The sequence below is a fragment of the Paenarthrobacter sp. NPDC092416 genome, assembly GCF_044755025.1.
GTDB lineage: Bacteria > Actinomycetota > Actinomycetes > Actinomycetales > Micrococcaceae > Arthrobacter.
The window spans coordinates 56965-69155 of record NZ_JBIVQG010000016.1 but is presented as its reverse complement, the minus strand read 5'-3'; the positions used below and the strand labels follow the sequence as shown (position 1 = coordinate 69155).

Genomic DNA, 12191 nt, shown 5'->3' with positions numbered 1-12191 from the left:
TTTGGGTGGTCGCTCTTTCAGGTCCTGTTGGGTTTGGGTGGTCGCTCTTTCAGGTCCTGTTGGGTTTGGGTGGTCGCTCTTTCAGGTCCTGTTGGGTTTGGGTGGTCGCTCTTTCAGGTCCTGTTGGGGAACCCAAGGCACCTCTGGCGAGTTCCAGCAATGGTGCCCCGAGAGTCTGGCTTCCCCGAAGGGGGTGGGATGTGGGTGAGGGTTGCCCAAAAGGGGGTGGGATGTGGGTGCGGGTTGCCCAAAAGGGGCCGGGATGTGAGAGAGGGGCGGATCGGTGCCAAGATGGGACAGTGACTTCAGGATCAAACGGGACTTCAGGATCAAACGGGACTTCAGGATCAAACGGGACGTCAGAATCGATGGGGACTTCCGAAAACGCCCAAGAGGCCGGGAACGCCGAGCACGTTCAGGAGCGTAGCTCGCTGCAGCGAAGCAGCGAGCTGACGAGATTCCGGCTGGCGCCCAATCCGGGCCCGATGAGCCTGGATGGGACCAACTCGTACGTCATCGCCGCCCCCGGGTCGCGCCGCATAGCCGTGGTGGATCCCGGCCCCGAAGATGAGCGGCATCTGGCCGGGCTTGCAGCGGCGGGCCAGGTGGAGGTCATACTCATTACGCACCGGCATGCCGACCACACAGCGGCTTCAGCCCGGTTCCACGAGCTCACCGGCGCGCCGGTGCGGGCGGCGGCCAAAGAGTATTGCCACGGCGGCGAGCCACTCGAAGACGGCGAAGTCATCAGCGCGGGCGGTGTGGAAATCCGCGTGGTGGCCACTCCCGGACATACCTCTGATTCGCTGTGCTTCCATCTGCCCGGCGATGGGCCTCGCGGCTCAGTCCTGACCGGGGATACGATCCTTGGCCGGGGCACTACCGTGCTTGATTATCCTGACGGGCGACTCGGCGACTACCTGGCCAGCCTGAACCGGCTTGAGGCGCTCGGTCCGGCAACACTTCTGCCAGCCCACGGTCCGGTGCTTCCGGCTCTGGACGAGAAGTGTCGCGAGTACCGTGCCCATCGTGAGCAGCGGTTGGATCAAATCCGGGCCGCGCTGGCTGAGTTGGGACATGATGCATCGGTCGCCGGAGTTACGGACGCCGTCTATCCCGACGTCGACCCGTCTGTCAGGTGGGCAGCTGAAACTTCGGTAGCGGCGCAACTGGACTACCTCCGTAACTGAGCGGGAGCAGCTGAGCGGGCGCAACTGGGCGGGCCCCGAAGTCCGTCCATGGCTGCAGGCTCAGGACGGTAGGCTTGAGCCCATGCGTATCGCCCGGTTTGTAGTTGATTCTGATCCCCTATACGGCGTCGTTGAAGGCGAGCCCGGCAGTGAGGAGATCACTGTCATCAACGGCGACCCTTTCTTTAACGGCGTCGAACGTACCCACGTCAAGCACAAGCTGGAAGACGTCCGGCTGCTGGCGCCGATCATTCCCCGCAGCAAGGTGGTTGGGGTTGGCCGGAACTTTGCCGAGCACGCTGCTGAGCTCGGCAACGAGGTTCCCCAGCAACCGCTGCTCTTCCTGAAGCCGAACACCTCGGTGATCGGCCCGAACGACCCCATTGTGCTTCCCGAGTTCTCCGAAGAGGTCTCTTTTGAGGCCGAGCTGTGCGTCGTCATCGGCCGTATCTGCAAGGACGTTCCCGAGGACCGCGCCGATGACGTCATTTTTGGCTACACCTGCGGCAATGACCTGACCGCCCGCGACGTCCAGAAGACGGACCTCCAGTGGGCCCGCGCCAAGGGTTTCGATACGTCCGCGCCGCTGGGCCCGTGGATTGAAACCGAGCTCGATCACGAAGACCTGTCCATCCAGGGGCGTCTCAACGGTGAACTCCGTCAGGACGGCAGCACCAACCAAATGATCCGGGGTGTTCGCGAACTTGTCTCCATCGTTTCGCATGCCTTCACGCTCCTCCCGGGCGATGTCATCATGACCGGCACCCCGGCCGGGGTTGGCCTGGTCAGCGAGGGCGACCGCTTCGAGGTCGAGATCGAGGGCATCGGCCGCTTGTCCAACCCGGTGGTCCGCCGCTAGCGGCCTATCCACAGCGTGAGGTTCGACGTCGGTGCCCGGCCTGGGTGCCGGCGTCGAACGTTAACATCGGGGTGCTGCAGCGGCAGTGAGCGACGCGACGGGCGAAAACCGGGCGGGCTTCAAGCGGTAAAGTTGGAAGCACTATGACTACTGCTTCTGCGTCGAACGCTGCCTCCAGCGCCATCCCCGCCGTCAACGCCGAGACTCCGGTCCGCGTCCGTTTCTGCCCGTCACCGACGGGAACGCCGCACGTTGGCCTGATCCGCACCGCACTCTTCAACTGGGCCTATGCGCGCCACACGGGCGGAAAGCTCATTTTCCGCATCGAGGACACTGACGCTGCCCGCGACAGCGAGGAGAGCTACCACCAGTTGCTGGACGCCCTCAAGTGGCTTGGCATCAACTGGGACGAGGGCGTCGAGGTCGGCGGACCGCACGAACCGTACCGGCAGTCGCAGCGCAGCGACATCTACCAGGATGTCATTGCCAAGCTGAAGGCCGGGGGACACGTCTACGAGTCGTACTCCACGCCTGACGAAATCGAGGCCCGGCACAGGGCTGCCGGCCGCGATCCGAAGCTGGGCTACGACGGCTTCGACCGCCATATGACGGAAGAGCAGCTCGCTCAGTTCAAGGCCGAAGGCCGCGACGCCGTGCTGCGTCTGCGCATGCCCGACGAGGACTTGACGTTCAACGACCTCGTCCGCGGCGAGATCACGTTCAAGGCCGGTTCCGTGCCGGACTTCGCCGTGGTTCGTGCCAATGGTGCTCCGCTCTACACCTTGGTCAACCCGGTGGACGACGCCTTGATGGGCATCACGCACGTCCTCCGTGGCGAGGATCTCCTGAGTTCAACGCCGCGCCAGATTGCGCTGTACCGCGCGCTCTATGCCATTGGTGTGGCGGAGTACATGCCGGAATTCGGTCATTTGCCGTACGTCATGGGCCAAGGCAACAAGAAGCTTTCCAAGCGTGATCCCGAATCCAGCCTCTTCCTGCACCGCGAGCGTGGATTCATTCCCGAGGGGCTGCTGAACTACCTCTCGCTGCTCGGCTGGTCGCTGAGCGCCGACGAGGACATCTTCACGGTGGAGCAGCTCGTGGCCAACTTCGACATCCACGATGTCCTGGGCAACCCCGCGCGCTTCGACATTAAGAAGGCCGAAGCCATCAACGGAACGCACGTGCGACTGCTGGCGCCGGAGGACTTCAAGGAACGCTTGGTTCCGTACCTCCGCGCCGCGGGTTTTGTGGGCGAGATCCTGACCCCCCGCCAGGAGGAGATCCTCACCGAAGCCGCTCCTCTCGTGCAGGAGCGCATCACGCTGCTGGGCGAGGCTCCGGAGATGCTGGCATTCCTGTTCAAGGCTGACGATGCGATCGACGTTGCCGACGACGCCCGCAAGGGTTTGCCCGAGAACCTGGGCGAGGTCCTGGGTGCTGCGCTCGCCGCGCTGGAGCCCGTTGGAGACTGGACGGCCGAGAACATCCAGACGGCACTCAAGCAGGCGCTCGTGGAGGACCTTGGCATCAAGCCTCGCCTCGCCTTCGGTCCGGTGCGCACTGCCATGTCCGGCCGCCGCATCTCGCCGCCGTTGTTCGAGTCGATGGTGATCCTGGGCAAGGATTCCTCGCTCGCCCGCCTTCGCGCTTTCAGCGGCTAGAACCGGTATCGCTGCAGTCATGGCTGTTTCAAGCACCTTCGGCACCATCAGCGGTGTCCTCTTCGACATCGACGACACTTTAGTGGACCTTGAGTACGCCATGACCACGGCATTGCGTGACGTCAGCGAACATCTCCTGCCCGGCCTGGATCAGGCCGGGTGGGTGAAGTTCGGCCGGATCTTCACGCACGAAACAACGCACTTTTACGATCGCTACCTTGCCGGTGAGCTGACGTTCAATGAGCAGCGGCTTCTTCGGGGCAGGGCGGCGTTGGGCCATTTTGGCGTGGAACTCGCCGATGGCGAGGAATCCCAAGCCTGGGTGGCTGAGTACCACCAGCGTCAGACGTCGTACGTCAGGGCTTTCGACGACGTCGCGCCGGTCCTGGACGCGCTCGACGCCGCAGGCGTTCCTTACGGGGCAGTGAGTAACAACGTGCACGCCTATCAGCGGGCAAAACTGGACAGCGCGGGCCTATCGCGGATCAAAATCCTCGTCGGGACGGACACGGTGGGCGTGGCCAAGCCAGACCCCGCGATCTATCTTGAGGGCGTCCGGCTGCTCGGCACCAAGCCGGGGGAGACGCTCTATGTTGGGGACAACCGGCTGTTGGATGCCGATGGCGCCAACGATGCGGGCTTGGTGGGCGTCTGGCTCAACAGGACCGGTGAAGTCGTGGAAGGTTTTGCCGGCCGACAGGTGGACTCCCTGTCGAGGCTGTTGGTCCAGGCCACGGCACCAGCCTGATTGGTTGTGATGCAGCTAACAACTTAGGGAAGATGTGGCCAGCGGCTCAAAGTGGCTTCTTGGGGGCGTTCGGCTGACATCGGGAAGCGGCTGCAAGCCCCGGAATTCCGCGGATTCTTGATCATCCCGGGCATGTGTCCGGTCTGAGGGGAAGCGCCGGATGGGTCGATTTGTGCAGGTCAAAAGTCTCGGGTAGAGTAATTACTCGTGCTGAGGGGCACGGAGGGAAAAGCTGAGGGAAACCGAAGCGAGGAACTCCGGTCCGAAAGTCACTTTGGGATATGGTGTAATTGGCAACACTACGGTTTCTGGTACCGTCATTCTAGGTTCGAGTCCTGGTATCCCAGCTCTGAATTCCCGCGGATTTCCGCAGGAAATTCAGAAATTCTGAATCGCAGAGTCGATTTGGAATGAGGTTGAAAGTATGAAATACTCTTTCAGCTTGATCGCCGGAAACGGTGATCATAAAGTGCAAGGCCCCATCGTATAGCGGCCTAGTACGCCGCCCTCTCACGGCGGTAACGCGGGTTCGAATCCCGCTGGGGTCACAGGAAAATCCCCCGGAACATTGTTCCGGGGGATTTCTTTTTGCCCGGACCTTGCGAATAGCGCAGCGTGCGGGGAATCGGCTGGCATGATGAAGCTGTGACCGCACATGAAAAGCCGACAGCCGGGGCCAGCCCAACCCCCCAAGATTCGGCCGACGCCGTCAACATCCTCGAAGAAGCCCGGGCGGAACTTGCCTTGACGACGCTGCCGCTGGCCTTGCCCGACGCCGATGAAGGCCGCCGTTGGATCCGGGAATCCTTGGCTCAACTGGATGATTACGTGATACCCCGGTACAGGAGCCTTGACGCCCCGTTGCTGGCCGTCGTCGGCGGCTCAACAGGCGCCGGGAAGTCAACACTGGTGAATGCCCTGGTGGGGCAGCCTGTGACCCGCGCCGGGGCAATCCGGCCGACGACGCGGCAACCTATCCTTCTGCACCACCCGCAGGACGCCGCGTGGTTCGATGACCAGCGGATACTCCCGAATCTCCACAGGATCAGGGGGACTGTTTCGTCCAGCCCCGTGCCGGCCAACCAGGCGGGTGCTGCGCCTGACGCGCAGGCGATCACTTCGTTGGTGTTAGTGGGGCACCACAGCGTGCCGAAAGGGATTGCGCTCCTTGACGCACCCGACGTCGACTCGATTTCGGACGACAATCGCAGGCTCGCCGGCCAGTTGCTGGCCGCCGCGGACCTCTGGGTGTTTGTCACCACGGCCAATAGATACGCCGACGCCGTTCCTTGGGAGCTGCTCTTGAATGCGGCATCGCGGGACATCACCGTAGCCGTGGTCCTTGACCGTGTGCCCCCCGCTGCGGAGGAAGAGGTCAGGAACGATCTCCAGGCCATGTTGGACAGGCAGGGACTCGGTCAGGCAAAGCTCTTCGTGGTGCCTGAGGCCACCCTGGACGGCTTTGGAATGCTCCCGCCGGACGCTGCCCGTGACGTGGGCGAATGGCTCAGCGCTCTTGCTGCTGACGCCGCAGGACGGGCTGCCATAGCCCGCCGCACCCTCAACGGCGCCATCAAGGGTGTCAGTGGCCGGCTGGAAGCGATCGCCGCGGCCGCCGCTGCGCAGGACACCGCTGCCGGGGAACTGCGGACCGCTTGCGAAGTTGAGTATGAGGAGGCACTCGCACGCATCCTTGATGCCACGAAGGACGGCGCATTATTGCGCGGCGAGGTGCTGGCCCGCTGGCAGGACTTTGTGGGCACGGGTGAGTTCTTCCGTGCACTGGAGCAGAACATTGGACGACTCCGGGATCGTGTTGGAGCGTTCTTCCGGGGCGAACCCACACCTGCTGTGAAGGTCGAGACCGCCATCGAAAGCGGGCTGCAGGCCGTGATCCTCGACGAGGCCGCCAATGCCGCGGAGAACGTCGACCGTCGCTGGCGTGCGGATGCCGCTGGCCGCCAACTACTCGGCACTGAGGACCTGTCCGGAACCAGCCTTGGATTCGATGCAAAGGCGGCCGCCGCCATCCGGTCATGGCAGGAAGCACTCATGGACCTCATCCGTACGCAAGGACAAGGAAAACGTACCCAGGCGCGATGGTTGTCCTTCGGCGTCAACGGCCTGGGAGCAGCACTCATGATCGTGGTGTTTTCCATGACGGCCGGGCTGAGCGGACTCGAAATCGGGATCGCAGGCGGGACGGCCGTCGTGGGCCAAAAGCTGCTGGAGGCCGTATTTGGCGAGGACGCCGTGCGTAGGCTGGCGCAACAGGCGCGGGATGATCTGCATTCGCAATGCCGGCGGCTGCTTGACGACGAGCGTCAACGCTTCCTGGGCCGCCTGGAGGCAGCCGGGCTCAGCCGGGGCGGCAGCGGCCTCACCCATCAGGCGTCAGCGCTCCGCCGCTTGGCTGGGGCCGCATGAGCCGCCACAGCCAAGTCAAAGAGTCCTCCCAGCTGCAGCGGCGTCTTGAAGCGCTCAACAGTGCCAGGGAGCTTGCGGAGGGTGTCCTGCCGGAGCAGGAACTGCAGAGCGTTTACGACGTCCTGGAGCGGGCAACGTCCCGTCGTTCGTTGTCCGCCGGGCACACGGTGGTTGGTTTCTTCGGCGCAACAGGCAGCGGCAAATCGTCCCTGTTCAATGCTGTCGCGGCCAGTGACGTGGCGACGGCGACAGCACGCAGGCCAACCACGTCCGAGCCGCTGGCGGGCATCTGGGGCGAAGACGGCAGCGGCCCCCTGCTGGACTGGCTGGATGTCCGGCAAAGGCACCACCTGGCGGACGTCCCCGGACTTGCCGGCGAGGACACAGGTTTGATCCTGCTCGATCTACCGGACTTCGATTCCACCAAAGTGGAGAACCGGCACATTGTCCAGCGCATGGTTGGCATGGTGGACGTCCTCGTCTGGGTCCTTGACCCGCAGAAGTACGCCGATGCCGCCGTCCACAACGAATTCCTCCGGCCCATGGCCTCCCACGGCACCGTCACCATGGTGGTGTTGAACCAAATGGACAAGCTGAACCCGTCGGACGCTGCCGCGGTGCTTCGATCCTTGGAAGGGATCCTTGAGCGGGACGGGTTGGGCCAAGTTCGGGTCATGGGAGCATCGGCATTAACGGGCGACGGCGTAGCGGATGTCCGCGGGGCCATCAGGCGCGTCGTGGTCCAGAGGGAGGCGGCAACGCAGCGTCTGGCAGCAGATGTTGCCAAGGCGGCGGCCGAACTCGGTGATGTGTCCGGAGAAGGCGAGGCGCGCGGGATCAAAGGGACGACGAAGTCCCGGCTGACCAGCGAATTGGCGACGGCGGCAAATGTGCCGGTTGTGGTGGATGCGGTAGCCCGCTCGTTCAAGCGCGAGTCAGCCCGCAGGACAGGCTGGCCGGTGACTCGGTGGCTTCTGCGTTTTCGGCCCGATCCTCTCCGGCGGCTGAACCTGGGCCGTGACGATACCAGGCCTGAGCTCAACAGGACCAGCTTGCCGCCCGCGGGCGCCCCCGAACGTGCCAGGACCGATGCCGCTGTCCGGGACTTCGCCGATGCAGCCTCGGATGGCGCTCCGGGACCATGGCGCGCCGCCATCCGTGGCGTGGCCCGCGAGGGCAGGGAGCAATTGCCGGACGCGCTGGACCAAGCCATCGCCGGTACGGATCTGAAAGCCTCGAAGCGCCCGGCTTGGTGGTTGCTGTTCAACATTGTGCAGTGGCTTGCGCTTCTCTTGGCCGCTGGTGGCTTGGGCTGGCTCGGTTTCCTGGCGGTGCTCGGCTATTTGCAGATGCCTGTACCGGACGTTCCGCGGACCGAAGGCTGGCCGTTGCCTACTTTGATGGTGGCCGGCGGAGTGGTGCTGGGGATTGCGCTGGCCATTGTCGGGCGGGTGATGGGCGGCTGGGCGGCCCGGCTCCGGGCGGCCGGGGCAGCCAAGCGGTTGAAAGCTGCAGTATCGCTCGTGGCCGAACAACGCATTGTTGAGCCTGTGGATGTGGAGATCACGCGGCTGAAGGCATTCAACGCGGCCTTGAAGTCCGCTCGAGGCGGATGACTGCGTGGGCTCGGCCCACGGAGGACGCGCGGCTAGAGCGCTGCGGCCGCGTCGCGGACCTTGATGAGTGTGCGCAGGTTCCGGGTAGTGGTGCTCGCCTTGTAGCGGGGTTTTGACGACAACTTGCTGAAAGGACTCTCCAAGGTCCCTCCGGCGGGGGCCAGCCAAGCTGAGGCCTCGGGGCCCAGGCGGACTTGCTCCACGCCTCCCAAGGCCTCCCCGGCTGCGAATAATTCGTCCAGCAAGGACGTATCGGAAGCGAGCGTGATGTAACTGTGCGTGGATCTGTCGTCGGCGGGGTAGGGGCAGGCAGCCACCAGCTCCGCGACACGTGAGGCGGTCAGAACAACCACCCAGGCATCGTATCCGAAGGTCTCCCGCAGGCACTTTTCGAACTGAGCTTTGACGTCCTTGGCGCTGATCTCACTTTGCAACACCACATTTCCACTGGCCAGCAGTGTTTTGACGTCGGAGAACGGGTATTCCTTGAGGGCGGCTTTGAGGTCGGCCATCTTGATGTTGATGCCGCCCACGTTGATGCCCCTCAGGAACACGGCGTAACTGGTCATGATGATGGTTCTAGTCGTTGTTTTTACGTAGAGCCTCGGTCAGCACGCGTGCAGCGTTGCAGACCACCTCGGCGTGGAGCCGCCCGGGCTGGCGGGTGAGGCGTTCGATCGGACCGGAGATGGAAACGGCTGCAATAACCCTGCCGGACGGTCCGCGGACCGGAGCCGAAACCGACGCAACCCCAGGTTCGCGTTCGCCAAGGCTCTGACCCCAGCCCCGGCGTCGTACTCCTGCCAGGACGGTGGGCGTAAACCTGGCGTTCTGCAGACCTTCCAGGAGACGGTCGTGGTCCTCCCAGGCCAGCAACACCTGAGCGGCGGAGCCGGCTTTCATGGAGAGCTGCGTGCCTACCGGGATCGTGTCCCGGAGGCCGATGGGGCGCTCTGCCGAGGCCACGCAAACGCGCCAGTCACCTTGGCGCCGGAAGATCTGCGCGCTTTCGCCGGTGGCATCGCGCAGTTGGATGAGGACTGGCCCGGCGGAGGCAATCAGCCGGTCTTCACCGGCGGCCGAGGCGAGTTCAACGAGGCGGCTGCCCAGAACGAAGCGTCCTTGGATGTCGCGGCTGACCAGGCGGTGATGGACGAGCGCCAGCGCGAGGCGGTGAACTGTAGGCCGGGCAAGGCCTGTGGCCGCTACGAGTTGCGCGAGTGTGGTGGGTCCAGCCTCAAGGGCATCGAGTACCTGGGCCGCTTTATCAATGACACCGACTCCACTAGAATTGTCCATGTAATGATATTGCCGTCTCAATATCTGAGATGCAAGTTGTTTCGCTGGCATATTCCACAAGCGTGCTGCTTCAGTGGATGAAGAACAGTTCAGTGGATGAAGTACAACCAACCGCAGTGAAGGGAGCAGGCCGTGGGAAAGACACTGGCCGAGAAAGTCTGGGACGCGCACGTGGTGCGCAAGGGGGAAGGCGAAGGAGCCAATGCCCAGCCCGACCTTCTCTTCATCGACCTTCACCTCGTCCACGAAGTGACATCCCCGCAGGCCTTCGAAGGCCTGCGCCTGGCCGGCCGCCAACTGCGCCGCACGGATCTCACCATCGCCACCGAGGACCACAACACTCCCACGTTGGACATCGACAAGCCCATTGCCGATCTCACCAGCCGGACCCAGATCCAGACGCTCCGGAACAACTGCAAGGAGTTCGGCGTCCGCCTGCACTCGCTCGGCGACAAAGAGCAGGGCATCGTTCACGTCGTTGGTCCGCAGCTGGGCCTTACGCAGCCGGGCATGACCGTGGTGTGCGGCGACTCGCACACCTCCACGCACGGCGCGTTCGGCGCGCTGGCCATGGGTATTGGCACGTCCGAGGTGGAGCACGTCATGGCCACGCAGACGCTGTCCCTGAAGCCCTTCAAGACCATGGCCATCAACGTTGAGGGCACGCTGCGCCCGGGCGTTACTGCCAAGGACATCATCCTGGCCGTTATTGCCAAGATCGGTACCGGCGGTGGCCAGGGCTACGTCCTGGAATACCGCGGTTCGGCCATCCGGGCGTTGTCGATGGACGCCCGCATGACCATCTGCAACATGTCCATCGAAGCCGGTGCGCGCGCGGGCATGGTTGCTCCGGACCAGATCACGTACGACTACATGCAGGGCCGCCCGCACGCCCCCGAAGGCCCCGAATGGGATGCCGCGGTGGAGTACTGGAACACGCTGCACACCGATGCCGACGCCACCTTTGACGCTGAGGTGGACCTCGACGCCGATACCCTCGAGCCGTTCGTAACCTGGGGCACCAACCCCGGCCAGGGCGTGTCCCTCTCGGCCAAGGTCCCGTCCCCGGAAGACTTTGGCGATGAGAACGCCAAGGCCGCCGCAGAGCGGGCCCTGCAGTACATGGGCCTCGAAGCCGGAACTCCCATGAAGGAGATCCGTGTGGACACGGTCTTCCTGGGCTCCTGCACCAATTCCCGGATCGAGGACCTGCGGGTTGCTGCGGACATCATCCGCGGACGCGAAAAGGACCCCAACATCCGCATGCTGGTGGTCCCGGGCTCTGCTCGTGTCCGTCTCGAAGCCGAAGCCGAGGGCTTGGACAAGGTGTTCAAGGAATTCGGCGCCGAATGGCGCTTCGCGGGCTGCTCGATGTGCTTGGGCATGAACCCGGACCAGTTGGAGCCGGGGGAGCGCTGTGCCTCGACGTCCAACCGCAACTTTGAGGGCCGCCAGGGCAAGGGTGGCCGTACGCACTTGGTCTCGCCCGTGGTGGCTGCGGCTACTGCCGTCCGCGGCACGCTGAGCTCGCCGTCGGACCTTGAGCCGGCCAACGCCGAAACGCTGACCGGAATCGCAGTCTAGGAGGATCCCATGGAAAAATTCACTACCCACACTGGCATCGGCGTTCCCTTGCGCCAGAGCAACGTGGACACTGACCAGATCATCCCTGCGGTCTACCTCAAGCGCATCACGCGCACAGGCTTCGAAGACGCCCTTTTCGCCGCGTGGCGCAAGGACGAGACGTTCATCCTGAACCAGGCCCCGTTCAGCGCCGGATCGGTCTTGGTGGCCGGCCCGGACTTCGGTACGGGGTCCTCCCGCGAGCACGCAGTATGGGCACTGAAGGACTACGGCTTCAAGGCCGTCCTGTCGTCGCGCTTCGCAGATATCTTCCGTGGCAACTCGGGCAAGCAGGGCCTCCTCGCCGCCGAAGTGGGCCAGGACGATATCGAGCTCATCTGGAAGGTGCTGGAGACCAACCCGGGCACCGAGGTGAAGGTTGACCTGGTCTCCAAGACGGTCGAATGCGGCAACGTCGTAGCTCCGTTCGAGATTGATGACTACACCCGCTGGCGCCTCCTGGAGGGCCTGGATGACATCGGATTGACCCTCCAGCATGAGGAAGACATCACCGCATACGAGGCCACACGGCCGTCGTTCAAACCGAAGACGCTTCCGGCCAAAAGCTGAAACTCCGCACCGCCAAAGAGCGGTTGGATAGTCGAGGAAAGTGGACCGGTGGGCCCCTTCGGGAGGGCTCGCCGGTCCTTTTTCGTGCGGGTTTATTGGGCGCCTGATCCGGCCCGCAGCGCTTGGCGGCATTTCGGTTCGGTAACGTGAGCTTCTATGCTTAGCTGGAGCCTTTGTAAGTATGGGGGGCGAGTA

10 protein-coding genes and 2 tRNA genes are annotated in these 12191 nt (G+C 63.8%); 10 read left to right on the top strand and 2 right to left on the bottom strand.

The genetic code is table 11. From position 1 onward, the window contains the following. Window positions 1-368 precede the first annotated feature (368 nt). From ACIQC5_RS21585 to ACIQC5_RS21550, 8 genes are all read left to right on the top strand, one after another. Window positions 369-1190, top strand: a complete 822-nt coding sequence (locus tag ACIQC5_RS21585; RefSeq protein WP_400287135.1) for an MBL fold metallo-hydrolase — start codon at window positions 369-371, stop codon at window positions 1188-1190. Between the two features lie 82 nt (window positions 1191-1272). After that, window positions 1273-2049, top strand: a complete 777-nt coding sequence (locus ACIQC5_RS21580) for a fumarylacetoacetate hydrolase family protein (protein ID WP_400287134.1) — start codon at window positions 1273-1275, stop codon at window positions 2047-2049. A 143-nt stretch (window positions 2050-2192) separates the two neighbouring features. Continuing rightward, entirely contained in the window at window positions 2193-3713 is a 1521-nt protein-coding gene (gene gltX / locus ACIQC5_RS21575; RefSeq protein WP_400287132.1) for a glutamate--tRNA ligase, read from the top strand. A gap of 19 nt (window positions 3714-3732) precedes the next feature. After that, window positions 3733-4461, top strand: coding sequence for an HAD family hydrolase (locus ACIQC5_RS21570; RefSeq protein ID WP_400287130.1), 729 nt, complete (start codon window positions 3733-3735; stop codon window positions 4459-4461). Window positions 4462-4736: 275 nt separating this feature from the next. Beyond that, window positions 4737-4808: transfer RNA gene (locus ACIQC5_RS21565), tRNA-Gln, on the top strand. A 128-nt stretch (window positions 4809-4936) separates the two neighbouring features. Continuing rightward, window positions 4937-5009: transfer RNA gene (locus ACIQC5_RS21560), tRNA-Glu, on the top strand. 97 nt (window positions 5010-5106) lie between these two features. Continuing rightward, window positions 5107-6888, top strand: coding sequence for a dynamin family protein (locus ACIQC5_RS21555; protein ID WP_400287128.1), 1782 nt, complete (start codon window positions 5107-5109; stop codon window positions 6886-6888). After that, window positions 6885-8504: a GTPase gene (locus ACIQC5_RS21550; RefSeq protein ID WP_400287127.1), complete on the top strand. Its 1620-nt coding sequence runs from the start codon at window positions 6885-6887 to the stop codon at window positions 8502-8504. Before ACIQC5_RS21555 ends, ACIQC5_RS21550 begins: the two co-directional genes overlap by 4 nt. A 32-nt stretch (window positions 8505-8536) precedes the next feature. On the opposite strand, the gene ACIQC5_RS21545 is transcribed toward ACIQC5_RS21550, so the two are convergent. Together ACIQC5_RS21545 and ACIQC5_RS21540 are read right to left on the bottom strand one after the other, a co-directional pair. Then, window positions 8537-9073 carry a DUF1697 domain-containing protein gene (locus tag ACIQC5_RS21545; RefSeq protein WP_400287125.1) on the bottom strand — a complete coding sequence of 179 codons (537 nt, stop codon included), beginning with the start codon at window positions 9071-9073 and terminating at the stop codon, window positions 8537-8539. Between the two features lie 10 nt (window positions 9074-9083). After that, a complete protein-coding gene (locus ACIQC5_RS21540; RefSeq protein ID WP_014922101.1) occupies window positions 9084-9803 on the bottom strand; it encodes an IclR family transcriptional regulator in 720 nt (239 codons plus the stop codon). A gap of 132 nt (window positions 9804-9935) precedes the next feature. Here ACIQC5_RS21540 and leuC point away from each other — a divergent pair, with 132 nt between their 5' ends. Both leuC and leuD read left to right on the top strand, forming a co-directional pair. After that, on the top strand, window positions 9936-11387 hold the full coding sequence (gene leuC / locus ACIQC5_RS21535) for a 3-isopropylmalate dehydratase large subunit (protein WP_400287124.1): 1452 nt from the start codon (window positions 9936-9938) through the stop codon (window positions 11385-11387). A gap of 9 nt (window positions 11388-11396) precedes the next feature. After that, complete coding sequence (gene leuD / locus ACIQC5_RS21530) at window positions 11397-11996, top strand: 3-isopropylmalate dehydratase small subunit (RefSeq protein ID WP_400287122.1); 600 nt, start codon at window positions 11397-11399, stop codon at window positions 11994-11996. Window positions 11997-12191 lie beyond the last annotated feature (195 nt).